This is a genomic window from Commensalibacter sp. M0355, assembly GCF_016101365.1.
In the GTDB taxonomy this organism is placed as follows: domain Bacteria; phylum Pseudomonadota; class Alphaproteobacteria; order Acetobacterales; family Acetobacteraceae; genus Commensalibacter; species Commensalibacter melissae.
On record NZ_JACFQQ010000002.1, the window covers coordinates 100,074 to 125,549 of the forward strand.

At 38.6% G+C, this 25,476-nt stretch carries 28 protein-coding genes and 1 tRNA gene; 3 read left to right on the top strand and 26 right to left on the bottom strand.

Annotated elements, in window-relative coordinates; all coding sequences use genetic code 11:
• Positions 1–10 precede the first annotated feature (10 nt).
• Positions 11–1,117 carry an AI-2E family transporter gene (locus H3T44_RS04240; protein ID WP_198184922.1) on the top strand — a complete coding sequence of 369 codons (1,107 nt, stop codon included), beginning with the start codon at positions 11–13 and terminating at the stop codon, positions 1,115–1,117.
• Between the two features lie 6 nt (positions 1,118–1,123).
• Here H3T44_RS04240 and H3T44_RS04245 read toward each other — a convergent pair.
• The 7 genes from H3T44_RS04245 to H3T44_RS04275 all read right to left on the bottom strand — a co-directional run bounded on the left by H3T44_RS04245 (position 1,124) and on the right by H3T44_RS04275 (position 5,318).
• Positions 1,124–1,197: transfer RNA gene (locus H3T44_RS04245), tRNA-Pro, on the bottom strand.
• 51 nt (positions 1,198–1,248) lie between these two features.
• A complete protein-coding gene (locus tag H3T44_RS04250) occupies positions 1,249–1,803 on the bottom strand; it encodes a MerR family transcriptional regulator (RefSeq protein ID WP_198196245.1) in 555 nt (184 codons plus the stop codon).
• An 11-nt stretch (positions 1,804–1,814) separates the two neighbouring features.
• Positions 1,815–2,120 (bottom strand): integration host factor subunit alpha, encoded by a 306-nt coding sequence (locus H3T44_RS04255; protein ID WP_198196247.1) that lies wholly within the window; start codon positions 2,118–2,120, stop codon positions 1,815–1,817.
• Between the two features lie 112 nt (positions 2,121–2,232).
• Positions 2,233–3,198: a beta-ketoacyl-ACP synthase III gene (locus H3T44_RS04260; RefSeq protein WP_198196248.1), complete on the bottom strand. Its 966-nt coding sequence runs from the start codon at positions 3,196–3,198 to the stop codon at positions 2,233–2,235.
• A gap of 35 nt (positions 3,199–3,233) precedes the next feature.
• Complete coding sequence (gene plsX, locus H3T44_RS04265; protein WP_198196249.1) at positions 3,234–4,274, bottom strand: phosphate acyltransferase PlsX; 1,041 nt, start codon at positions 4,272–4,274, stop codon at positions 3,234–3,236.
• Positions 4,275–4,354: 80 nt separating this feature from the next.
• A complete protein-coding gene (rpmF, locus tag H3T44_RS04270) occupies positions 4,355–4,558 on the bottom strand; it encodes a 50S ribosomal protein L32 (RefSeq protein WP_155565337.1) in 204 nt (67 codons plus the stop codon).
• A gap of 229 nt (positions 4,559–4,787) precedes the next feature.
• On the bottom strand, positions 4,788–5,318 hold the full coding sequence (locus tag H3T44_RS04275) for a DUF177 domain-containing protein (RefSeq protein WP_198196250.1): 531 nt from the start codon (positions 5,316–5,318) through the stop codon (positions 4,788–4,790).
• 105 nt (positions 5,319–5,423) lie between these two features.
• On the opposite strand from H3T44_RS04275, the gene H3T44_RS04280 reads away from it, so the two are divergent.
• Positions 5,424–6,050 (top strand): outer membrane protein assembly factor BamE, encoded by a 627-nt coding sequence (locus H3T44_RS04280; RefSeq protein ID WP_155568006.1) that lies wholly within the window; start codon positions 5,424–5,426, stop codon positions 6,048–6,050.
• A gap of 2 nt (positions 6,051–6,052) precedes the next feature.
• Here the strand turns inward: H3T44_RS04280 and H3T44_RS09185 are convergent, their stop codons facing one another.
• From H3T44_RS09185 to H3T44_RS04295, 3 genes are read right to left on the bottom strand one after another with little or no spacing between them, the layout of a single operon-like run.
• Positions 6,053–7,453, bottom strand: a complete 1,401-nt coding sequence (locus H3T44_RS09185) for an ATP-binding protein (protein WP_155568005.1) — start codon at positions 7,451–7,453, stop codon at positions 6,053–6,055.
• A gap of 29 nt (positions 7,454–7,482) precedes the next feature.
• Positions 7,483–8,205, bottom strand: a complete 723-nt coding sequence (locus tag H3T44_RS04290; protein WP_110438910.1) for a response regulator transcription factor — start codon at positions 8,203–8,205, stop codon at positions 7,483–7,485.
• Positions 8,192–8,740 carry a MarR family winged helix-turn-helix transcriptional regulator gene (locus H3T44_RS04295; protein ID WP_162988571.1) on the bottom strand — a complete coding sequence of 183 codons (549 nt, stop codon included), beginning with the start codon at positions 8,738–8,740 and terminating at the stop codon, positions 8,192–8,194. The genes H3T44_RS04290 and H3T44_RS04295 overlap by 14 nt, the downstream gene beginning before the upstream one ends.
• Positions 8,741–8,904: 164 nt before the next feature.
• On the opposite strand from H3T44_RS04295, the gene rpsU reads away from it, so the two are divergent.
• Complete coding sequence (gene rpsU / locus H3T44_RS04300; protein WP_198196251.1) at positions 8,905–9,108, top strand: 30S ribosomal protein S21; 204 nt, start codon at positions 8,905–8,907, stop codon at positions 9,106–9,108.
• A gap of 295 nt (positions 9,109–9,403) precedes the next feature.
• Here the strand turns inward: rpsU and leuB are convergent, their stop codons facing one another.
• The 16 genes from leuB to H3T44_RS04380 all read right to left on the bottom strand — a co-directional run bounded on the left by leuB (position 9,404) and on the right by H3T44_RS04380 (position 25,461).
• Entirely contained in the window at positions 9,404–10,513 is a 1,110-nt protein-coding gene (gene leuB, locus H3T44_RS04305) for a 3-isopropylmalate dehydrogenase (protein WP_198196252.1), read from the bottom strand.
• 317 nt (positions 10,514–10,830) lie between these two features.
• Complete coding sequence (leuD, locus tag H3T44_RS04310) at positions 10,831–11,466, bottom strand: 3-isopropylmalate dehydratase small subunit (RefSeq protein ID WP_155569147.1); 636 nt, start codon at positions 11,464–11,466, stop codon at positions 10,831–10,833.
• Positions 11,466–12,869, bottom strand: coding sequence for a 3-isopropylmalate dehydratase large subunit (gene leuC / locus H3T44_RS04315; protein ID WP_198196253.1), 1,404 nt, complete (start codon positions 12,867–12,869; stop codon positions 11,466–11,468). Before leuC ends, leuD begins: the two co-directional genes overlap by 1 nt.
• Positions 12,870–12,996: 127 nt before the next feature.
• Positions 12,997–13,383, bottom strand: a complete 387-nt coding sequence (gene rplS / locus H3T44_RS04320; RefSeq protein ID WP_110438906.1) for a 50S ribosomal protein L19 — start codon at positions 13,381–13,383, stop codon at positions 12,997–12,999.
• A 27-nt stretch (positions 13,384–13,410) separates the two neighbouring features.
• Complete coding sequence (gene trmD / locus H3T44_RS04325) at positions 13,411–14,124, bottom strand: tRNA (guanosine(37)-N1)-methyltransferase TrmD (protein WP_198196535.1); 714 nt, start codon at positions 14,122–14,124, stop codon at positions 13,411–13,413.
• Positions 14,108–14,665, bottom strand: a complete 558-nt coding sequence (gene rimM, locus H3T44_RS04330; RefSeq protein WP_198196255.1) for a ribosome maturation factor RimM — start codon at positions 14,663–14,665, stop codon at positions 14,108–14,110. Before rimM ends, trmD begins: the two co-directional genes overlap by 17 nt.
• Before the next feature lie 31 nt (positions 14,666–14,696).
• Positions 14,697–15,056, bottom strand: coding sequence for a 30S ribosomal protein S16 (gene rpsP, locus H3T44_RS04335; protein ID WP_198196257.1), 360 nt, complete (start codon positions 15,054–15,056; stop codon positions 14,697–14,699).
• Positions 15,057–15,096: 40 nt separating this feature from the next.
• On the bottom strand, positions 15,097–16,485 hold the full coding sequence (ffh, locus tag H3T44_RS04340; protein ID WP_198196259.1) for a signal recognition particle protein: 1,389 nt from the start codon (positions 16,483–16,485) through the stop codon (positions 15,097–15,099).
• A 197-nt stretch (positions 16,486–16,682) separates the two neighbouring features.
• Positions 16,683–17,234: a Spy/CpxP family protein refolding chaperone gene (locus tag H3T44_RS04345; protein WP_198196261.1), complete on the bottom strand. Its 552-nt coding sequence runs from the start codon at positions 17,232–17,234 to the stop codon at positions 16,683–16,685.
• Positions 17,235–17,379: 145 nt separating this feature from the next.
• The gene (der, locus tag H3T44_RS04350; protein WP_232347532.1) at positions 17,380–18,756 is read right to left on the bottom strand and encodes a ribosome biogenesis GTPase Der; all 1,377 of its coding nucleotides are present in this window, start codon (positions 18,754–18,756) and stop codon (positions 17,380–17,382) included.
• An 18-nt stretch (positions 18,757–18,774) separates the two neighbouring features.
• Positions 18,775–20,151, bottom strand: a complete 1,377-nt coding sequence (locus H3T44_RS04355) for a PQQ-binding-like beta-propeller repeat protein (RefSeq protein WP_198196265.1) — start codon at positions 20,149–20,151, stop codon at positions 18,775–18,777.
• A gap of 2 nt (positions 20,152–20,153) precedes the next feature.
• Positions 20,154–20,837 carry a tetratricopeptide repeat protein gene (locus H3T44_RS04360; protein ID WP_198196267.1) on the bottom strand — a complete coding sequence of 228 codons (684 nt, stop codon included), beginning with the start codon at positions 20,835–20,837 and terminating at the stop codon, positions 20,154–20,156.
• 50 nt (positions 20,838–20,887) lie between these two features.
• Positions 20,888–21,265 carry a hypothetical protein gene (locus H3T44_RS04365; protein ID WP_155565324.1) on the bottom strand — a complete coding sequence of 126 codons (378 nt, stop codon included), beginning with the start codon at positions 21,263–21,265 and terminating at the stop codon, positions 20,888–20,890.
• Between the two features lie 42 nt (positions 21,266–21,307).
• Complete coding sequence (locus H3T44_RS04370; protein ID WP_198196269.1) at positions 21,308–22,627, bottom strand: dihydroorotase; 1,320 nt, start codon at positions 22,625–22,627, stop codon at positions 21,308–21,310.
• Between the two features lie 15 nt (positions 22,628–22,642).
• The gene (gene asnB, locus H3T44_RS04375; RefSeq protein ID WP_198196271.1) at positions 22,643–24,421 is read right to left on the bottom strand and encodes an asparagine synthase (glutamine-hydrolyzing); all 1,779 of its coding nucleotides are present in this window, start codon (positions 24,419–24,421) and stop codon (positions 22,643–22,645) included.
• Positions 24,421–25,461, bottom strand: coding sequence for a glycosyltransferase (locus tag H3T44_RS04380; protein WP_198196273.1), 1,041 nt, complete (start codon positions 25,459–25,461; stop codon positions 24,421–24,423). Before H3T44_RS04380 ends, asnB begins: the two co-directional genes overlap by 1 nt.
• Between the last annotated feature and the right edge of the window lie 15 nt (positions 25,462–25,476).

The following is a 25,476-nucleotide window of genomic DNA, read 5'->3' on the forward strand; positions in this document are numbered from 1 at the left end:
AATAATTAACGTGTCCCAAGATGATCATATAATTAATAGAAAAATTTCGCGCCAATTGTCACTGGCAGAGCAAATCCATAATCAAACTATTGCTCACAGTTGTTTAAGTATCGTATTGATACTATTTGGTCTATATACCATTAAAGCCTTTTTGTTTTCCCTGATTTGGGGAATTATCTTTGCCATAGCATGCTGGCCATTTTACAAAACTGTCAAGCAAAAATGGCCCTATGAACGATTTAATTTTATACTACCCTTTATTTTTTCCTGTTTTATTACCCTGGTTTTTCTTCTTCCCCTGGGTTTTATAGCACTTGAAGCGACAAAAGATTTGCAAACAGGCATAAGTTGGGTCATTAAAATTAGTCGTGAGGGTTTACCACCACCCGAGTGGCTTAATAAAATCCCAGTTATAAACAATAATATCATTCACTGGTGGAAAGAAAACCTTGAAGATCCATCTTCTGCCTCGACACTAATTTCCAATTTGCATCTAAGTCATGGAGTATATGTTACACAAAAAATAGGATCACAAATCCTTCATAGAGGTTTACTGTTTTTCTTTTCAATTTTAACCTTATTTTTTATTTTTAAAGATGGAGAATCAATTATTCATCAATGCAAATCAGGTTCGAGACGATTGTTTGGCAAACAAGGGGAAACAATTGCTCAACAAATGATCTCATCAGTTCATGGAACAGTTTCGGGACTAGTTCTGGTCGGGCTAGGACAGGGTATCATTCTCGGAACCCTATACTATTTTCTGCATATACCGCATGCGGCATTGTTGGGCATATTGACAGCCTTGGCTGCAATGATCCCCTTTTGCCCCCTGATTGCCATTGGTATAGTTGCGTTTATCGCTTTTTTTCAAGTTTCCTATTTGATCGCTTTAACTATACTGATTGTTGGCTGCATCATTATTTTTATTGCAGATCATTTTATCAGACCAGCTTTGATTGGTGGCTCAACAAAATTACCATTTATATGGGTATTAATCGGTATTTTGGGAGGGCTGGAATCTTGGGGGATGATTGGTTTATTTATCGGTCCAGCGATAATGGCCGCCATAATTATGTTATGGAATAATTGGACAGCTGAAAAAAGAAAATATTAACGAATATCGGGCAGGCGGGATTCGAACCCACGACCCCCAGTCCCCCAGACTGATGCGCTACCAGACTGCGCTACTGCCCGTCAAATCTATACAGCCATATAGCAGTCAATTTTATTTGGATCAATATAAAATTAAGCCTCAGCTATTATTTTTCTTAATTCTTGCAACTCAACCAAAACATTTTTTAATGAATCAATCAGCATTGATTTTTCATTTTTCAATTTTTCCAATTCCTTACGTAAATCTTGCTGATTATTTTCAGCTGTATTTGTCAGATCATCATTTGGGGATTGAGATTCATTTGTTATCGATATATCAGATTCCGATTTAAAATTTAATTGTTCATTATCCGAAACTTTATTATTCAATAATTCTTCTTGTAAAAGACGCTGAACACCTTTTATCGTATATCCTTGGATATATAAAAGTTCAGATATATACTTTAGAAGCGTTACATCTTCAACACGGTAATAACGACGACCACCACTTCGTTTTATTGGTTGTACCTGAGGAAAACGTGTTTCCCAAAAACGCAGAACATGTTGGGGTACATGAATTTCATCAGCCACTTCACTAATAGTACGGAAAGCCCCAGGTTCCTTTTTGGTAACTCCTTTATCTTCTGAATCAGAATCTACTTTTTCATTCGATTGACTAATAATCTGAGCAGAGTTACCTTGGGTCATTATTTATCCTTTCAAGAAGATTTTTTAATCATACCCTCATTAACATTTTTTTTCAATTTCTGACTGGAGCGAAAACTCAAAACATATCTGGGTTCAATTTCAACCTCGACACCTGTTTTAGGATTACGTCCAATTCTGTTTCCTTTTCTTCGGACAGAAAAAGTACCAAATCCACTAATTTTAACCGAATCACCCTTTTCCAAGGTTGCAACGATTTTTTCCAAAACCGTTTCTAGCAATTGAGCTGATTCACTACGGGAAAAGCCAATATGACTATAAAGTTTTTCAATTAATCCTGCACGAGTTAAAGTTTGCATAGTCTAAAATAATTACAATCCGTTACTGAAATGACAAGTCTAACACCATTCATTCAATAGTGTTACCAAATAAATTCTGTATTATTTTTAAATTAATTTTTTAAAAATATATTTACAATCTTACCAATGCAGACCCCCAACTTAAACCGCCTCCTATTGCTTCAATTACGATTAAATCACCTTTTTTCATACGATTATCTCTCACTGCTTCATTCAAGGCCAACGGTATGGATGCCGCAGACGTGTTGGCATGCCGATCAACAGTTACAATCACCCTTTCAGGGGGTAATTTGATTTTTGCACCCATACGTGAAATAATCCGTAAATTTGCTTGATGTGGAACCAACCAATCAATATCACGATATATTAGATTGTGATCATTTAGCGCTTCTTCAATAACCTCGGATAGTTTTGTTATTGCATGACGAAAAACTTCCTGTCCTTTCATACGTAAAAAGCATTGATCTTGAAATTTTGCTGGTGTGCCTTCCACATATAATAAATCCGCATATTGACCATCCGTATGAAGATAGCATCCAAGAATTCCTCTTTCGGTCTCCGTGTTAACAGCACTTAAAACAACAGCACCCGCACCATCACCAAACAAAACGCAGGTCCTTCTATCCTTCCAATCAAGAATTCGAGAATACACCTCACTACCTATCAGCAATACATTTTGTGCCTGTCCACAACGAATAAAATTGTCTGCAACTGATAATCCGAATACAAATCCAGCACAGGCAGATGAAACATCAAATCCAAAAGCCTTTTTTATTCCAAGCGCTTTTTGAATTTCAACCGCAGTGCTTGGAAATATTTTGTCAGGTGTACAAGTCGCGACAATAATTGCATCAATATCCTGCACACTCATCCCTGCATATTCAATTGCCTGCCTTGCGGCCTCAACAGCCATGGAAACACATGTCTCACCTTCCGAGACAATATGACGTTCGCGAATACCTGTACGTTCACGAATCCACTCATCAGATGTATCTACCATCAATGTCAAATCATCATTTGTTAAGATACGCTTAGGTAAATATCCACCAAATCCAACAAGTTGTGAACGATAAACCATTCCTATAGAAACCCTTTAATTTAATATAACCGCTATTACTGTGGATTTACCTGTGATAAACCCGTAAGGATTTCTTCATAAAATCCGTGCCTGATCATATCCATCGCAACATCCACGGCATATGCAAAACCTTCTTCATCCGTACCTCCATGAGATTTCACAACAACCCCGTTTAGACCTACGAAAATTGCCCCATTATAACGTTTGGGATCCAGCCACTCGCGCATACGTTCCAATCCGGGTCGAACAAACAGATAACCCAACCTTCCCCGCAAGCCAGAACTGTAAACTTGTTTTAAAAGGTGAAAAACGAGTTTGAGGGCACCCTCACCTGTTTTTAAGGCAATATTTCCAGTGAATCCATCTGTAACAACAACATCTGTTGTACCTGCCGTTATATCATGTCCCTCTACAAAACCATAAAATTGTCCGGACAAAGGACTGTTCCGCAACACTTCGGCTGCATTTCTAAGACGATCATCACCCTTCAATTCTTCTGAACCAACATTTAAAAGTCCAATCGTGGGTTTAGGCAAACCAAGCACAGCTTTTGCAAAAGCGTTACCCATTATGGCAAAATCAACCAAGTTTCGACTGTCACAGGAAACATTCGCCCCCAAATCCAACATTACAATATCACCCTTAGCTGTTGGAGTAATCGCAGCCATTGCCGGACGTGCAATACCAGGCATCGTTTTAACGATAACCTGCGCCAGTGCTAACATTGCACCACTGTTTCCGGCAGAAACAACCCCTTTGGCTTGTTGCGATGCAACACTTTGCATGGCAAGACGCATCGATGAATTTCGCAATTTCAAAGCGGAAGTAGGTTTCATTTCCATTGGAACAGCCATGTCTGTATGCTGTACATCGCATATTCTGGCTGCCTTGGAATATGTTTTCAGTAACGGAGACAATTTTTCTTTATCTCCGATTAACAGTATTTTTGCTTCTGGATGTCTAACGGCTGTAATCTCAAGACCCTTGATAACAATTTCAGGGGCATGATCCCCCCCCATTGCATCAATCGCAAGATCATATTGAGGCTTCGTTTGAATATCTGATTCTGCAGTCATAAATACAGTTACAATTTATAAAAACCATTAAACTTAACACCAAAATGTTGTTATCGGTATTTATAATACGCTTTCCAGTCTTATTGATGTACTGCGGTCTTCAAAGCATCTCCGGCAGCGACGACTTCACGACCATCATAATAGCCACAGTGGCTACATACATGATGTGGACGTTTCAGTTCACCACAATTTGCACATTCACCATAAGCCTCAGTGCGTAAAGCATGATGACTACGACGCATTCCACGACGTGATGGTGACGTTTTCTTCTTTGGAACAGCCATGGGATCCCTCCTATCCTAATTTATCTAATAATTTAACCAGTATAACCAAAATTCATTCGACATGATTGAACATTCAAATTTAAGCAACCTGTCTAACAGAATATCGGCTTTTAAGCAAGCTTGAAAAAACGTGTCAAGGTTTCCCTAACACTTTTGAAAAACAATATACTTTAATTGATTAAAATAACAAGAATATTAATATACAAATATATTATGAAAAAACAATTTTTTAACCCTTTTTCAATTTTTCCAAAATTTTAAATGGACTGTCCTTTTTACGTTTTATCCCTTGTATTTCCAAATCTTTCTCTTTAATTATCAGTTTTTTTTCAACATTAGGCTTATGAGGATAAGGATCCAGTAATAATGCCAGTTGCTGTGCAGTCACCTCTCCAATGTCAATATAGTCATTATCATAAGGAATGATATCTGGATCATCCAGCTCCTCCAGTTCACTTGAAACTTGAGACAAAGGTATAAAAATCAACTCAAATCCATCTTCGATATCAACCGGAAAATCCTCTAGGGAAACAACACAATTTTGTATTATGCTGCTTTTCAGTATTCCCTGCGCCCTTATATGACCACCATGAAAATAAGCCAATTTATAAAAACATGACAAAGAAAGAATTTCAGGAATTGAAAACCGCTCAGCCAAAGCCTTTCTTTCTGATTTATCCGCTTCAATGGTAATCCTGAATTCTTTTTTTTGTATTTGATTGATAAATATTTTTTTTGAAAACTCGCAACAGCTTTTCATTTTTTTCTTTCTAATGTTTTTTTTTGTTGCAGTTTAATTTAAACTACAATACCTCTTTAATTATAAGATTAATTTTTCGTTTAACTTGAGGATCATGTATTCATTATGCCTTCCAGCTTCAACAAAAAACCTCTTGTATCCCTTCTTAAAGATAAATCCTGTCCTCAATTTAAGCAAAAAACAAGCAAGAATATTATTTTAGGTTCCTTAATCTCTTGCAGCCTATTATTTTCCGCCTGCTCAGTTCTCTCCCCCCCTCCAATGCCAAGAGGAACAATAATTGAAAAAAATGACCTTTCTGCATTAAAAGTTGGCAGTACCAGTAAATCAGATGTTATCGACATTTTGGGATCTCCTACAACCTACGCGACATTTAATAATAATAACTGGATTTACATATCGATGATGACTCATCTTGTCCCGCTTTCCTATCCAGGAATAAAAAAACAAAAAGTGCTCTCCTTATATTTTAATGAAAGTGGGACATTAACAAAAATTCAAGAATTGGGTAAAAGAGACGCTAAAAATGTCAGCATGGTATCAGAGGTAACTCCAACTCCTGGAACAAAAACTAATTTTTTCCAGCAATTATTAGGAAATATTGGCAAATACTCTCCACTAAGTGCAATGGGACTTGGAAGTACCTTCGGACCGAACAGTAACGGTGGTCCTTTCTCAAGCAATCCACTTACAACGGGTGGACCTGGCAGCTCAGGAAATACATTGCCATAAAACTATCTGGGTATAAATATGATTACTCTCAGCCCTCCCAATGGGCTGGTTTCTAATTTTATATCACCACCATGTCCCTGAATTATATTTTTCGCAATAGACAATCCCAATCCGGTCCCTTTTTGTCTATTACCTGTCTCAAATGGCGTGAATACACTTTCCCTTCTTTCGATTTCTATTCCTGGACCGTCATCATCGATGATAAACTGTATTCCTTTTCCTTTCATATGAACCCTTAGTTTTACATCCCCCCCATATCTTTTAGCATTATCTAAAATATTGGAAAAAACTCGGCGTATGCTATGAGGTCTAATAATCAAATCTGGCAGGTCATGATCAATTTCAACTGACAAAAATCGTGTATCAGCCCGAGATGCTGCTGCAACACAATCTTTAATTAACTGAGAAACATCTGTTAAAATCGGTTCTTCCGTTCCTTCACCCCTTGCAAAGGAAAGATAAGCAGAAATCATTTGTTCCATTTCCTCAATGTCGGTAATCATTTCCAAGATATCCTGAACCTGTTCCTCAGCATTAAACATTCCTTTTTGAGGGAGCATGGCTAAACTGAGCCTTAATCGGGTCAAAGGCGTTCTCAAATCATGGGAAACACTTGCCAATATAACAGTACGTTGTTTGACATATCTTAAAATTCTTTCACGCATGACATTAAAGGCAATTGCTGCATTTCTTAGCTCTCTTGAACCATCAGGATGTAAATTACCTGGATCAATCCCTTTACCAAATTTTTCAACAGATCTGGATAATCTTCGAATGGCCCTGAACTGTATCCATGCAAAAACAGAAGTCATTATAAACAAAACCAAGGCACTTCCCACAATCCAGAAAATAAAAAGCCAAACACTACCAGCCGTTAATTTTTTTTTGGGTATTAGAATGTCCACTACACTTTGTTTTAATTCTATGGATATCTTGACCTGATCTTTTACACTGAACCAGTCAACAACAAACCGTTCATCAAGTCGATCCGTCAGGGTTTGATTGAGAAGCTCATCAACAGGCCCGATAATATTTGATTTTTTTCTTGAGTTCCCAAGAAATATTTGACCTTTGCGCCAGGTAATCGAGTATTGAAAATATTTTTGTGCATCTTCAATAATCTGATTGTATTTTATTCTCGAATTAGTTTGGTTAAACTGATTGACGATGAACTCAACCTCACTGCCAACAGTATCTGTCAAACGACGAGAAACAGTACTAAGATAATTACCATAAAACAATTCCAGTGAAATTGTTTGCGTAACAATCAATGGAATTAAAATCATCAAAAGTGAACGACTAAATAAAGAGCGCGGCAAAATTCGTCGTACAGTGCGTTCAACAATAAATTTACGATTTATAAAATAATTTGGAATTTTTAAATTCGTATATGAATTTTTCACAATTATATTTTCTGTTATTAATTAATTTTTCAATATCCAGGTTTTAAAACATACCCTTTACCCCTTACGGTATGTAAAAATTGCGGTTGTCGAGGGTCCGTCTCAATACGTCTTCGTAACCTTGTTACTTGGACATCAACGGCACGCTCACCAATTTCCTCCATTCCAATTTTTTGAACGATTTCCTCACGGGATAAAATCTCATTAGGTTGCGCCGCCAATACCCTTAACAAGGCTATCTCCCCTCCTGTTAAATGAATAATGCCATTTTTATCGCATAACAAATTTCGAACAGGGTCAAACTCCATATTTCCAAGACGAATTAAACGTATATTTTCCGCTGCAATGGGCTGCGTCAATCGGCGAAACTGAATTTTCAGCCGAAGCAACAACTCTTTGGGTTCGAAAGGTTTTCCCAAATAATCATCTGCACCAGCTTCCAATCCAGCTATGCGATCTTCCGGTTCTCCCCTGGCTGTCAAAAGAATGATCGGCATATCCTTGCCTTCCTCCCGAAGGGAATGTGTCAATTGCAAACCATCCTCACCTGGCATTGTAACATCCAGTACCAATGCATCAGGTTGCAAAAACTTTAACATTTGACGTGCCTCATATGCCGATTCCGCTCCACTGATCCGGAAACCATTTTCACTTAAATAACGCTGTAACAACCGGCGTAAACGCGGATCATCATCGATAACTAAAATATGTAAAATATCTTTTTCGTTTGGTGATTTGTTATTTTCCGACATTATTTTTATCTTTGATTTTACGAATGGTAAGATTTTCTAGCATTTTTTTGGATTTTTTACTGATCATACCATATAATATACGCTGGAATCCTTCTATATATGTATTATTGGAAACCTCTCTAAAAGCGCGAACAAATTGCTTGCGTTGAAGACTAAAAAGTTCCTCCTCTAGTTTTTTCCCTTTTTTTGTCAAGAATAACACTTTTTTCCTGCGATCTGTTGGAGTTTGCTGAAAATAGACAAAATCTTGTTCAAGCGTCTCTCTTAATACGCGATTCAAACTTTGTTTTGTAATTCCAAGCATTGAACATAGCTCACCTACCGAAATCCCAGGATAATGACAGATAAATTGCATCAATCGAAAATGAGCCAACCCAATTCTATATTCATCTAATATTGGTTCAACGATAGACATGGCTTCATGATGGATAAAAAAAAATATATCCTGCATAAATCGAATTTTATCTTCATGCAGAAATAATAACTCTTCACCAGCTTTGTATAAAGGTAAATCAAAATTTATAGAACGAGACAAATAAAAAACTTTATATAAATTGAAAACCGTGAGACAATAATAATCTATTTTCTTTTTAAATAAAATAGAGTATGTTTGCGGTAAACTTATAACAATTATAAACATTGATATACACTATATACCTTACTACTTAACTTTTAACTTTAACAGGAGATGATGGCCAAGTGCAGGTTTTGGTTAGAGACAATAATGTTGATCAAGCTTTGAAAGCTTTAAAAAAGAAAATGCAACGCGAGGGAATTTTCCGTGAAATGAAACTTCGTCGCCATTATGAAAAACCCTCTGAGCAACGTGCCCGTGAGGCTGCAGAAGCTGTAAGACGTGCACGTAAAATGGAACGTAAACGTTTGGAACGTGAAGGTTTTTAATCCACAAAAGTTTTATTCTTATAAAAGAAATTAAATGATATTTCTTTTATAAGATATATTCTAAAGTAAATTTACATTTTACAATATCAGTTCTTATCACCAAAAATCCATTAATCTAAATTGAGCAAATAATATTAGATACGAATTAAATTTGCCCAAAATATTATATTGATAATGTTGATTACCAGCATTTCCTATGCTGAACATAACCTTACATATCGTTGTAATTGATCTTATTCATCCAATGAATAATAATTTTTCAAAAGTTATGTTAAAAACTTTATATTCAATATTTTTAATTTTTTCCATTTAAATGATCAAGAATAAGTTTTCCCATCTCTTGCGTGTTTACCTCTTTTTTTCCCATACTCATAATATCCGGTGTACGATAATTTTGGTTTAATATTAATTTACATGCATTTACGATTTTCCGTGAATTTTGTTGTTCATTAAATGAATATTTCAACATCATCGCCAAAGAAAGAATTTGTGCCAAGGGGTTGGCTTTTCCTTGTCCAGCTATGTCTGGAGCACTGCCATGAATTGGTTCATACAATGCTGGAATAACCCCATTTGACTGTTTCTCCCCTAGTGTGGCTGAAGGCAACATACCCAAACTTCCCGTCAGCATTGCAGCCAAATCTGACAGAATATCCCCAAAAAGATTGCTGGTCAGAATAACATCAAATTGTGAGGGTTGACGGACCAATTGCATTGCACAATTATCTGCTAACATATGAGATAAATTGACATCTGGATACTCTTTTTGGTGAATCTCTGTCACCACTTCCTTCCATAAAAGACCGCTTTCCATCACATTACATTTATCAACAGAACAAACATAATTTTGGCGTTGACGAGCCAACTCAAAAGCTACACGGGCAATTCTTTCGATTTCTTTACTTGTATAAACTTCTGTATTGATTCCCTTACGGGTTCCGTCAGGTAATGTTTCAATTCCTCTGGGAGAACCAAAATAAACGCCTCCTGTGCTTTCGCGAACAATCATTAAATCCAAACCCTTAATGATCTCAGGTTTAACTGAACTGGCCTCAATCAGAGAATCAAAAACAATCGCTGAACGTAAATTGGCAAATAAGCCAAGTTCTTTACGTAAACCAATAATCCCTAATTCAGGTCGATTATTAAAATCAATATTATTCCACTTCGGTCCACCAACAGCTCCAAAAAGAACCGCATCAGCTTTTTTTGCTTTTTCAATAACCTTTTGAGTTAATGGTATTCCATTTTGATCTATGGATGCACCTCCAACCACTTCATATTCAAGCTTGAAAGATAACGTCGAGTTTTTATCTGCCCACTCAAGTACTTTTACAGCCTGTTCCATGATTTCTGGACCAATCCCGTCCCCTGGCAAAACCAAAATTTTTTTTTCTTTTGTCATAAAAATTCTCGCAATAATAAAAATAATTAAAAATATTGTTTTTTTTAACTTTATTAGTTTTAACAAAGAAAATGTAATTATCTATTACATAACCTAATTAAAAAAGTTTTAATTTTGAAAAAATAATTTTTGACCTGATTTATACATTGGTATTTATTATTAAGAATGAGTTTGCAAAAAAAATTGTATAATTAATTTTAGACAAATATTTTTTCTTATAAAATAATTCAATCTAAAGACTAATGCCTAGTTTTGTGATTAATTAAATATAAAAAATGGCTCAGTTAAATAAATGAACCATTTATGAATAGAATTAATTATATATTATGTTCATCAATTATTATCTCAGGAAACCAGGGTTGCTTTTCCTTTCTGTTTTTTTCAAAATTTTTAATTGATTCAACATGTTGCATGGTTTGACCAATATCATCCAAACCTTCCAAAAGCAATTGACGGCGTAATGGGTCAATTTCAAATTTAATTTTTTCACCATCAGGTCGTATAATTTCTTGATGTACCAAATCAACCGTTATACGAGCATTTGCTCCCATTTTGGTATCCTCAACCAATTGTTCACAAATTTCCCTGGACACCTTTATCGGCAATATTCCGTTTTTAAATGCATTATTAAAAAAAATATCCGCAAAGGAAGGTGCAATTACACATCGTATTCCAAAATCAAGCAAAGCCCAAGGCGCGTGTTCCCTAGACGAACCACAACCAAAATTTTCATAACTGATTAAAATTTTCGCCTGACGATACGGGTCACGATTAAGTATAAAATCATTTCGTTCATTTCCATTATCATCATAACGCCAAGAATAGAAAGCGAATTTACCCAAACCACTTCTTTTGGTCGTTTTGAGAAAACGAGCCGGTATTATTTTATCAGTATCAATATTTTCTTCGGGTAATGGAGCCGCAATTGCTGTCAAACTGTCAAATTTTTCCATCACATCATATCCCTTACATCCGTTAATTCACCTTTGATTGCAGCAGCGGCAGCCATGGCTGGAGATACTAAATGTGTTCTACTGCCAGGACCTTGACGACCTTCAAAATTACGATTGGAAGTGGAGGCACACCTTTGTCCTGGTTCCAAACGATCTGGATTCATTGCCAAACACATGGAACAACCAGCTTCACGCCATTCAAAACCTGCCTCTTTGAATATTTTATCCAATCCTTCGGATTCAGCTTGTTTCTTAATTAATCCAGACCCGGGTACAGCCAGTCCCCAGACATGATCTGCAATTTTATGCCCTTTAAGAATATATGCCGCAGCTCGAAAATCTTCTATACGACTATTTGTACAAGAGCCTATAAAAACAGCGTCAATTTTTGTACCGGCAATCGGTTGACCAACTTTCAAATCCATATAGTTCAACATGCGTTTTTTTCTTTTACGTTGAGATTCATCCCTCAATTTTTCTGGATCTGGCACTTTATCTTTAATAGATATCACATCTTCTGGACTAGTTCCCCATGTTACCATAGGATCAAGATTGTTGACGTCTATATTAACAACTTTATCATAATACGCCCCATTATCAGAAGCCAAACTTTTCCAGTAAGCTACAGCGTCATCAAAATTTTTCCCTTTTGGTGCAAATGGACGCCCCTTAATATACTCAAAAGTAACTTCATCAGGTGCTATGATCCCGGCTCTGGCACCAGCTTCAATAGCCATGTTGCACAAGGTCATCCGCCCCGCCATATCAAGATTTCTTACCGCTGAACCAGTAAATTCTATTACATGTTCTGTTCCACCAGCTGTACCAATTCTTCCTATAACAGCAAGAATAATATCTTTCGCACTTACACCTGGTTTTAATTTACCTTCAATATTAATCTTAAAATTTTTGGCTGGTTTTTGTAGCAAAGTTTGGGTTGCCATCACATGTTCAACTTCCGAAGTTCCGATACCAAAAGCAAGCGAACCAAATGCACCATGGGTAGAAGTATGACTGTCACCACAAACAATAGTCATACCTGGTAATGTTATCCCTTCCTCGGGTCCAACAACATGGACGATCCCCTGACGGGCAGATTTTAATGGAATGAATGGGACACCGAATTCCCTAACATTTTTCTCTAAAACTTCTATCTGATGACGACTTTCTCCTTCCTCCATCGGTTTATCCCGATCTGTTGTGGGAACATTGTGATCAATAACTGCCATCATCGCTTCCGGACTGTGAATTTTACGTCCAGCCAACCGTAACCCTTCAAATGCCTGCGGGCTAGTAACCTCATGAATTAAGTGACGGTCAATATAAAGGAGTGCCGTACCATTTGGAAGTTGTTTTACCACGTGACTATCCCACAACTTATCAAACAAAGTACGAGCTTTCATTTTTTTATCCTTTTAAAATTTTATATTCAATAAGTTTATATATCCAAAATATCAAGAAACTAAAATAATTTATTCTGATAATTTTTATAAATTATCAGAATATAAAATAAAAAATCAGTTCAACCTGTTAAACAGATTCTGTTTTTTTATTAACATCGCGATTACGTTCTGCAATACGGGCTGACTTACCGCTACGACCACGCAAATAATATAGTTTTGCACGACGAACATGACCATGACGGACAACCGTAATCGCAGAAATTGTTGGAGAATAAAGAGGAAATACACGTTCCACTCCTTCACCATTTGAAATTTTACGAACGGTAAAATTACTATTTAGTCCCTTATTTGAACGTGCAATTACGACACCCTCATAAGCCTGAACACGTTTACGTTCCCCTTCAACAACACGAACATCAACTCGTACTGTATCCCCAGGGAAAAATTCAGGAATGGCACGATCTGCTGTTAAACGAGCAATTTCGTCAACCTCATATTTTTGAATAATATCCATCATCTTTTCCTTTAACAATATATAAATTCAGTCATTATTTTTAAGGTTACTGTTACGCTGGTAACTGTCCCACAAATCTGGTCTGCGCATTCTGGTCACCATTTCAGCCTGTTCTTGACGCCATGCAGCAATTTCCCCATGATGTCCTGAAAGTAAAATCTCGGGCACGTCATATCCCTGCCACTTGGCAGGTTTCGTATAATGCGGATATTCCAAAAGACCTTCAGAAAAACTTTCTTCTTCCCCACTGGTATCAGATCCCATAACACCAGGTAACAGACGTATGCAGGCATCCATTAAAACAAGTGCGGCAGGCTCACCACCAGAAAGAATGTAGTCTCCAATAGAAATCTCCTCTATTGAATATTTTTGAAATATCCGATCATCAATCCCCTCATAGCGACCACAAATACAATATAAACCACTCCCTGATACAAACCGCAGAATATCTTTTTGTTGCAATACACGTCCTCGCGGCGAAAAATAAACAACTGGACGATCATCCTGCGGTAAAGTAGCCTGTAAGGCAGCATCAAGTATATCCACTCGAATAACCATTCCTGCCCCACCACCAAACGGCGTATCATCAACAGCCTTATGTTTGCCATGACCAAACTGACGCAAATCATGCGTTTTCAAAGTCCATTTTTCCTCTTTTAATGCTTTGCCCGCCAGGGAAAATTCCAAAAAGCCGGGAAACATCTCAGGAAATAAAGTCAACAATTCAATCTGCCAACACATTTCCCTTATTACCTTCATTAGGTGAAACCTCAATAAAATGAGGTAAACAGATTTTTACCCATCCCGCTTCAAGATCAATTACCGGTACACATTGCTTTGTAAAAGGAACAATAATGATTTCTTTAGAATCCAGTTTGATTTCAAGACTGGTACCCGCACCATAATCATGGACATGATCAATGATACCAAACGCTTCCTTTTGCTGATTGATTTTCTGAACACGAGCCTGCAAACCAATTAAATCTACCAAATAGAATTCCTCTTCTTCCAAATCTGAAAAAGAATCTCTTGTTACGTATAACTTACGGTTTGTCAGATGTTCGGCATTTGTTCTGGAATCAACAGGATTTTTATTTCCATCATAAAGGATGGCAATTGGTTCATTTTTCCAGATTAAAGACCAGCGCTCCCCATGATTATCAATCAGTTCCTTGTAATTTTGTAGATCTGTTGCCTTTTCCAGATACGAATAAACCCTTACCAGCCCGTTAACGCCATGGGGTTTCCCGATCGTTGCAACATGAACCAACTGTCTTTTCATCAAAGGGGCAACCTTATTCAATAATCAACAATTAAGCCTCAGCTTCAGCTTCTTCTTTTTTCTTAGCTGCGGCTTCAGCACGTTCCTGGGCCTTTTTCTTCGGCGCAGACTTCTGAGGCTGTTCGTTATAGACAAATTTTTCCGCCAAACCAGCATTTGCCAAAAAACGTGCAACACGATCGGTTGCCTGTACCCCTTTTGTCAACCAATAACTAATCCGTTCATTAAACAAACGAACTCTTTCAGCATGATCGGAAGGAAGCATGGGATTATAAGAACCCACTTTTTCAATAAAACGTCCATCCCGAGGTGAACGGCTATCAGCAATAACTATGTGATAGTATGGACGTTTTTTTGACCCTGAACGGGATAAACGGATTTTAAGGCTCATTGATTCTTTTTCTCCAGATTCTAGCCATTAATGAAAGAAACTAACGCATCATCCCACCACCAGGTGGAGGCGTCATTCCTTTAGGTAAAAGAGCAGATAACCCCTGTCGCATTAAACCTTTAACGCCCAGCTTGTTAAACCGCTTCATCATGGAAGCCATCTGATCATATTGTTTTAACAACCGATTGACTTCCTGAACTGTTGTCCCCGATCCTGCCGCAATCCTTTTTTTACGAGATGCCTTAATAATATCAGGCTTTTTGCGTTCGGCCTTAGTCATTGATGAAATAATGGCCTGATGACGTTTAAGAATCGAGGTGTCTATCTCTTTATTGCCAAGTTTTTCTTTAACTTTTCCCATACCTGGGATCATGTCCATAATGTTGGAAATTGATCCCATTTTATTTATCTGTGAAATTTGAGTCGAATAATCATTCAAATCAAATTTTCCCTTGAGCATCTTCTTGGCAAGACGTTCATTTTCCTCTGTATCGAGAGTTTCAGAAGCTTTTTCAACCAGCCCCGCTATATCTCCCAATCCCAGAATACGGCTGGCGACACGTTCGGGATAGAATTCCTGTAATGCATCAACCTTTTCACCCATACCAACCAGCTTGATTGGGGCGCCAGTAATTGCCCGCATTGATAATGCGGCACCACCTCGTGCATCCCCATCCATACGGGTCATAACAACACCCGTAATCCCAACTTTCTCATTGAAATGCTTGGCTGTGTTAACCGCATCTTGCCCTGTCATAGCATCAACGACAAGAAGGGTTTCAACAGGCTGAACCGCATCTCTGATATTTTGAACCTCCTGCATCAAAACATCATCAATCGCCAAACGTCCAGCTGTATCCAGGATAACAATATCATATCCCTCTAAACGACCGATCTCCATGGCCCGTTTGGCAATTTGCAATGGATTTTGTCCCTCGATAATTGGTAATGCAGTTACGCGTATCTGATTGGCCAATTGCTGCAATTGCAATTGGGCGGCAGGACGATAGGTATCCAAACTGGCAAGCAATATTTTCTTGCGTTCACGACGATTTAGGAAATATGCAATCTTTGCCGAAGTCGTGGTTTTACCAGATCCTTGCAAACCCACCATCAAATAAGGAACAGGTGGCGCAGCATTCAATACAAGAGGTACAGCACCTGATCCACCCAATGCATCAATCAATGCATCATTTACAATTTTGGCAATTGCCTGACCAGGTGAAATATTGTGCAAGACTTCCTGACCAACAGATTTTTCCTGAACCTTTTTAACAAATTCCTTGACGACAGGCAAAGCAACGTCGGCATCAAGCATTGCCAAACGGATCTCACGCATGGCCTCATTAACGTCTTCCTGAGACAATGCCCCCCGTTTCGAAAGTCCGTCAAATACGCCAGAAAGTTTACCAGATAAACGGTTAAACACGTTTTTTCCTTACATTTACACAATAAATAGCGCGTTACTGCACGAGCCTTCGTGAGGTAACGTTTCTTAATCTAGAAAATAGAATTAACCTGATTTTTAATTGGTTGTCAATTGAATAATCGTTTAATAAGAAGCATGTTGTTCAATTCTATCTGTCACCATGCTTCTTATAAAAAGCTTCAGCTAATTATTGATTATTATTGAACTTGGTTAGGAGCAACCATTGGTGCTGCGGTTCCATTTGTTGCTGTTTGACGCATCTGTCCACGCAATAACTGCATTTGACCATGAATATCCTTCATCTTGATAATACGCGCTTTTAACTGAACCAACTGGTCTGGCGTCAAAATGTTACGAAGGGCAAGTAATGTCTTGGTATGATTTTCAGCAGTTTCTCTGTGAAGTTTTTCCAATTTATCCACAAATGGATCAAGATTTCCTTTTGTTACTTTACCAGGTGCCAATAAAGCATTTGCCATATCTCTATGTACAGCCTCAACTTGCTGACGAGTGGTTTCTTCCTTTAATCGAGCACTATCGACGATTACCTTGGCTTTTGCCTGTTGTTCGGCGCTAAGATTAAGATTTTCGAACATGTATCCCAATGGACCAACCGCAGGCCCAAATATGCCACCGGGAGGTGGAGGTGGAGGTGCCATTCCAACAGGTTGGGCCATTGCGGATACCATACTGCCAAGGCTTAGACCGCCGGCAACAACCAAAGAAGTTAACATTTTCTTATTAAACATAAAAAGCCATCCTTTCTTTATTGAAAAGCAATAAAAGGTTTGGACTCTTTTATCACTTAGTTCAATTTTATCAAAGTTTTAGGCAAAAGTATGAAGATTTTTTATATTTATTACAAAATAATTTTAAAATTGTGTTTTTTGAGTTTCATTGTTTTTCATGAATATATGGATTCTTGCTATCTCTGAATTGCAAACGGATTGGCGTTCCAGGCATATCAAAAATTTCACGCAAACCGTTCATCAAATATCTCTGATAATCCAGGGGAAGTTTTGAAGTTCTAGTTCCAAATAATATGAAGGTTGGTGGTCGGGCCTTGGCTTGCGTGATGTAACGTAATTTTAATCTGCGTCCATCAATCATGGGAGGGGCATGCCTCAAAATAGCCTCTTCAAACCAACGGTTCAATTCCCCTGTCGGAATACGTTTGTTCCAAACATCATAGGCTTTTCGAACCGCGGGTATTAATTTATGAACCCCTCGACCTGTAAGAGCTGAAAAAGCAATGATAGGAATGCCATGCATTTGTGAAAGCGACATCTCAATTCTATCTCTTATAGTCTGGCGGGTAGCCACCCTATCCTTTAAAATATCCCACTTATTAAGCGCAATAACGCAACAGCGTCCTTCTCTTTCAATTAGACGGGCAATTTGTAAATCCTGTTCATGAATACCCAATTCAGCATCAATAACCAATACAACCACTTCGGCCATTTTAAGGGCTTCAATACTGGCAGAGACAGACATTTTTTCAAGTGTCTCATCAATTCTGGCTTTTCTCCTCAATCCGGCGGTATCAACCAATTCAATTTCCCCTTTTTCATCATGAAAGGATACTGAAATTGAATCCCGCGTTAATCCAGCTTCCGGCCCGGTGATTACACGCTGCTCCCCTATCAATTGATTGATCAAAGTTGATTTGCCGGCATTGGGACGTCCCACAATTGCCAATCTCAATGGTTTATCTTCAGAGTTTTCCAATGATATATTTAATGCCGAATTATCCTGGAACTGTTCAATTGGAAGCTCCACCTCAATCCGGTCTACAAGATCCATGATACCTTCACCATGCTCTGCAGAAACAGGAATGGGTTCCCCCAAACCAAATTTATACATTTCCAAGGCGGCTACATTTCCGGAATGACCTTCGGCCTTATTCACAACCAAAAGAATTTTACGCCCCTGTTTTCTCAACCATTGAGCAAAATGTTCATCAACAGGTGTTACACCCATTCTGGCATCAACACAAAAAAGAATCACATCTGCCATATCAACCGCCCGTTCGGAGGATATACGCATACGACCATGAACAGTTTCGGGATCATCCTCTTCCCATCCAGCCGTATCAATTAAGGTAACGGGGCGATCGTTTAGAAGAATGTCAACTGATTTCCGATCTCGTGTCACCCCCGGATGATCGCTTACAATTGCAAAGCGTCTTCCCGCCAGCCGATTGAATAATGTCGATTTACCGACATTAGGACGACCCGCGATCACAATAACAGGCAATTTGTGTTTAGCCAATGTCACGTATTTTATTTCCTAACCAAAAGCAGTTAATTTACCATCTTGCCCCAGGATCAGCAAACGCTCATTTACAACCACCGGAGCTAGAGCGGGTGTTATACCTGTTTTAACAATATTGGTTATTTTACCTGATGCCGGATTGAAGGTTACCAGTCCAATATCGTTAAAATCACTGATACAGATAAGTTGTCCGCCTGCCAATACAGGACCATACCAAGCAATGGGATCTTTATATTTTTCCATATTCTTGAAACGTCTCAGTTGAGTGACCCAACGAACCCGACCCGTTACACGGTCAAGACAAGCCAGTTGCTGATCAAGGGAAAGAACAAATAACCAATCGCCAATAACAACCATTGAATTTTGACCTGAAACTTCACGTTCCCAAATACGTCGACCAGACCTTAAATCCAGTGCCACCAAGATTGAGCCGATACTTATAGCATATACCGTACCATCAGCAATTACAGGAAGCGCACTGATTGCCGCAAAATCCACAAAAGCATTACGGCCATTTCGACCCAGCGTATCAGTCCAAATCTGCTCCCCGGTATTTGCCCGCAACGCAATCAAATCTCCTGATCCAAAGCCTGCGACAAGAATGCCTTCTGAATAGGCTGGTGCTGGCTGACCAAATAATTTTGTTTGAACACTGCCTGTACTATAGGACCATAACTGATTTCCCGTTTTTGTATCCAAACAAAATAACCGTCCATCAATGGTGCCAAAAAACAATAACTGGTTTACGATTGTTGGTGCGGAACGACCAGGTGTACCAACATCCACACGCCATACAACCTTTCCCGTTTCCCGATCCACCCTCAAAGTTTCGGCCACGCCATCCACAATATATAAAGCATCCTCGGTTAATCCAATACCACCTCCCAAATTACTTGATCTTGACTTTTTCTTTTTGGGATTTAGCCGCCATAGCAACTTACGTGATTGCCAATCAAACGCAGTTACCTTACCCACAGCATCCATTGTGAAAAAATGATTGCCATCTATAACCGGAGTTGTATTGATGATGCCTTGGCCTTTTGATCCCAGCGCAATATAGGATAAAGGGCTTGGTTCGGAATTTCCTGATCCGATACTGCAACTCCACATTCTACGCACGCCACCCATCGCACTGTGAATTGAGGCATGATCAGCCGTTCTTCCCTCAAGCATCCATTTCTCGTCAATAACAGGTGCTGGAATAGTGATTGGAGTTTTATCACTATGATCGACCATCAGTCCGGCACCAGTACTAAAAACGTCTATTCGTTTACCAATAATAACAGGTTTATTATCCTTATGCCCGCAAGCTGCCAAGGCCATTCCAGTTGCGGTTGTCGCAAGAATCGATCGACGTGAAAATTTCTTTTTTATAGGTAGAATATCTTGCATCGTTAAACCCTTTTATTCGCTGCAATAACCTGCAACATCACATTTGCCCTTTTCCGTAGTTCTGGACTGGCATTCATATCCGTAGATAAACGTCCAAAAACCTGTTTCGCCTCTATAACTTTACCAGTTTTAAGATCCAAAATCGCCTCACACTCTCGTGCCAAAGCATACCAGGGAGTCTTGTGATCCAACAATTCTCTGATACGATTATGTAATTCACCTGAATCTACATTATCAAGATGGTTTTCAATCCACAATAAATTAGCCAGATTACGAAAATCAGGCGATGCAGTTTTATCAAATCTCAATGCTTCCCAAATTGCGGATGCCTCTTTAAGCTTTCCCTGATCCAGTAGTAATGATGCTTGTTTTAATTGTGCCAATGCCCGTATAGATTGGGGAGAATGATTGGATATATGATTAAATTCACCAATGATCTGGTCAACCATCTTATCATCTTTGGATTGAGGAGATAACTGTACTGTTTTTTGCATGACCTGCATATAAGAATTTGATGCATTTACAATTTTCTTATGCTTTTGCCAATGATTAAACTGTAAAAGACCAAATACGGCCAGAACAGCAATAATAACAACTATTGCCAATTTAGCATAACGTCTCATGAAATAATGCAGTTTTTCTGTCCGTAATTCTTCATCTATTTCTTTAAACAGGTCTTCTGACACTTACAGTTTCTCCTTTGTGCGTTTATTATGACTTGAATTTGGCAGTTTTTTTATTTTCCACCTGTTGCATTTTTTAATTTTTTACTTCCATCGACAATCGTGGCACGCATTTTAGTAAGATTGGCAGTAATTCTAGCATTCATTTCAGCGCTAACTTTTTGGATCGATTCCATTTCATTTTTTGCTTTTTGGCTAATGGCAACCTGTTTTGCATGCGCCTGTTTTGAAATACATGCATAATACACATGAACAGCCTTGTTATAATTATTAAACTGCTCAACACTGGCATTGTATTTGGTAACATTGCTTACGTTTATCACTGGTGACTTGGGTTCATTGCCACAGGATGCAGTCCAGTCCTGTGCAAAAGCAGCCACGCCGGGTATTGGAGAAAATCCAATCATAGCGGTCAAAATGAATTTTTTCATCGGATATTTCCTTTCGATGATAAAGTTAGATATGATGCAGACTCATGGTAGAAAATCTACCAAATCTCCGTCAGGTTTCCCACAAATTTCATTATCCTGCATCACGATTTTACCTTTTACGATTGTTGCAACAGGCCATCCTGTCACTTCCATTTGATCATAAGGTGTCCAACCTGCAGGTGAAACGATCCAGTCATTGGTGATACGACGATTTGTTTTCATATCAACCAGGGTGAAATCCGCATCATAACCGACCTGAATTCGTCCTTTTGTAGGCATGCCATATATTCTTGCCGGATTAGATGCCATTAAATCGACCAAACGACCAAGCGATAATCGTCCCTCATTTACATGATTCAACATGAGTGGCACGAGAGTCTGTACACCCAGCATTCCTGATGGACAGCATAGCCATGGTTTTGCCTTGACTTCTGGATCATGGGGCGCATGATCCGAGGAAACGATATCAACCACACCATTCTCAATCCCTCTCCAGCACGCATCATAGTGTCTTTTATCACGGATAGGAGGATTCATCACCGCCAAACCTCCTAACCGTTCATAACATTCCGGTGCGATTTGGGTTAGATGATTTCCTAGCACTTCAACGGTTGCGATATCTTTATAATCAACCAACCATTCAAGTTCTTCCTGGGTCGTTGTATGCAAGATATGCGCGGGTCGACCTGTTTTACGGGCTAATTTTATGATACGTCGTGTTCCAAGAAATGCACATTCTTCATCACGCCACAAACGATGATTTTCGTAAGGCATACCCTCACAGAATAACTTTTTCCTAGTCTGTAAACGATATTCATCCTCGGCATGATAACATACTCGGCGATGACCATACCGCATGATATTTTCAAGACTTTCATCATCTTCCACCATTAAGGAACCGGTTGAAGAGCCGGCGTAAACCTTGATACCACACACCCCTCTCATCGTTTCGAGCTTGGATAGGTTTTGCGTATTTTCCCTTGTGGCACCAACGTAAAATCCAAAATTAACCCAGCTTGTCTCCCTTGCCCTTTCTTGTTTCCATATGATCATTTCCTTATCCGCTGTGGGAGGATTTGTATTGGGCATATCAAAAACAGTGGTCAATCCACCCATCGCTGCCGCTTTTGTCCCGGTTTCAATTGTTTCAACCATATCATTTCCCGGTTCGCGAAAATGCACATGACAATCCATCAAACCTGGAAGAACATAAAGACCCTTCGCATCAATAATCTTTTCGGCAGCATCACTTGATTGAACAGACAGGGATTGAATACGCCCTTTGATTACACCAATACCGGTTTCATATTGTCCCCATGGTAAAACACAATTACCATTTTTAATTATCAGATCGTAATGCACAAGCAAAATCCTTTATCAATCCATTAAAACTTCTAAAACATTTCCCAGCGGATTTTTCCCAACAATATGCACCTGATGCCATATTGCATAAAATAGAATATTCCAAGCCATAAATCGTTCCTTGCGTCCAGATGCCTTTTCAAATAAAGATCTCACATTTGATAAGGAAATTTTGTTACCAATATCTGTCTGACTAAAAACCGCCTGGGCCAATTTATTGGCGTGCTGTTCGATCCACAAACCAATTGGAACACTAAATCCAGATTTTTTGGCAAAAGGTTGTGCTAGAGGAAACTGCCATTCAAGCCATTTGCGTAATATCCATTTCCCTTGGCCATTTCTTATTTTCAAATGATCTTCAAGATTGAAGGCGAATGCTGCAATTTTTTTATCCAGAAATGGGACTCTTCCCTCAATAGAATGAGCCATGAGACAACGATCAAGCTTGATTAGAAGATCATTGGGTAACCAATCATTCATATCAATTTTTTGAGCATTTTTTAGGCGTGAATCATTTTTATCCTGCAATTTATATTGTAATCTGAAATAATCTTGCCATCCGCTGGAAACGGAATGAAGGAAAAAATTGTCTCGTTCAAAAATACCCTTGCGATAAAGTCTTTTACCGCCTAGCCAAACAGATTTTGCTGCTTTACGATATCGTCCATAACCTGCAAATAATTCATCACCACCCTCACCAGATAAAATAACCTTAACTATGGATCTGGCCTCATTTGCAAGAAACCATGTTGGGATAATTGCATAATCGGCAACAGGATCATCCATACAAGCAATAATTTTAGGTAAATGTCTGAAAACATCCTGCTGATTTATGGTGACGCAATGATGTTGAATACCTATTTCCCTTGCCAATAATGCCGCCTGTAATGCTTCATCCTTAACATAGCCAGAATCATTATTTATCTCAAAACGGGCTGTCCAGGCATGAAGACGATTAATTCGTCCCAGACGCTGCATCATTTTCAATATAATTGAGCTATCGACACCACTTGATAGAAAAAGTCCGAATGGCACATCAGAACGTTCATGAATACGAATCGAATCTTCCAAAAGACTATCAAGCTGATTTAAAGCTTTTTTCTCATCTGTAATCATAGACCTTGTTTTTGGAAAACAAGACTGTGTTTGCCGATGAATAATTTCACCATTTCGGATTATCAGGGTTTCACCAGGTAAAATCCGATAAATATTATTATAGATTGTTTTATAGCCCGGTATGAATTGCAATTGCAACAATGTATCGACTGCAGACTGATTTATATCATCATGCCTAACAAAACCTGCCTTGATAATTGCTTGCGCTTCAGAAGCAAATACAACACCCTGTTCTACACTAGCATAGTATAAAGGTTTTATACCAAAGGGATCACGGCTTAAAACAAGCGTTTTTTCATCTATGTCAACCATGGCAACTCCATACATGCCACGTAGGGAATTCACATAATCGGCATGAAATTTCTGCCATAAGGGAAGGATTACCTCACAATCGCTTCCCGTTTTAAAAATATAATTCTTAAAAAGATGGCGTAATTCGGGACTGTTATATATTTCACCATTTGCAATCAAAACTTGTTGACTGTCATTGGATAGAGGTTGTTTTCCCCCTTCTATATCAATAATGGAAAGACGCGAATGCAACAAAACAACATGACTATTTTCCCATGATCCGTTTCCATCAGGACCCCGGTGATGCAAAGCCTCCAATAAGATCTTTTTTTGATGTTCAGAAATGCTGTGGCCATCTTTCAAGGCAATTCCTGCTATTCCGCACATCAGATTTTCTCAATTCTCGTTAAAAATTCATACCATTTTTGTAAAACAGTCGCCTGACTAAATTCCCTTTCGAATTTTTGACGTCCTGCAATTGCAATTCTTTGAGATAATGCCGCATCATTTGTCAAGGACGCGATAGCCTTTGATAAGGCTGTTTCATCTTCCAGAGGGGTTAGGAGACCATTTTTCCCATTGTCTATCAATTCAACAGGTCCTTGCGCAGCCAACGCGACTACCGGTTTAGTCGCGGAAAAACCTTCTAGAACTATATTACCCAAAGGTTCATGACGAGAGGAGCAAACCAGAATATCGCAAGCCTGGATAATACCTGATATATCCCCAATCCAACCCGGCATATGGACACGATCTTGAACCTTTAAGAATCTTGCCAAATTTTCAAGCTTCTGACGCTCCTCACCTTCCCCAGCTATAAGCAAATGGGTATTTGCAAGATTAGGCATCGCCTTTATAAGGATATCAAATCCTTTATTAACATGCAGTCTACCCAACGCCAGTAAAAACGGTGCGTTATTGGGAATATAAGAGGGACGCCTTGCACATGCATCGAGAAATGTTCTTGCAAAATTGGGAACATGATGAACACGATTTTCCGGCCATCCTTGGTTTTTGATCCATTCTACAATTCCTTTGGTATTACCAACCAGATGATCACATTGCCTGTAATATTTTAAATCATAAAACCCGCCTAAACGTCCCACATTTATCCAATCACCCCTTGGCATAAAAGAGGCCGCCCTATTCATCCAAGCCACCGCTACTCTTGGTGAAAAATCCTTTAGAATTCTTTTTAGTTCATACTTCGTTGAAAGATCCAACAACCCACCGAATCGTAATTCATGGGAGAATAAACCAACTTCGGTAAATTTCCGTTTACGATCGGAATTTTTCCGTATAATAGGTAATACAGACAATTTTTGAAGATGCTGGGCAATACATAATCGCTCGAAAAACAATTCTGCCCCACCATTAACCGCTCCCGCCATAATGTGTGCAATACGGAAATTTGATGGATTGCTCATATTTACAAAACTTAT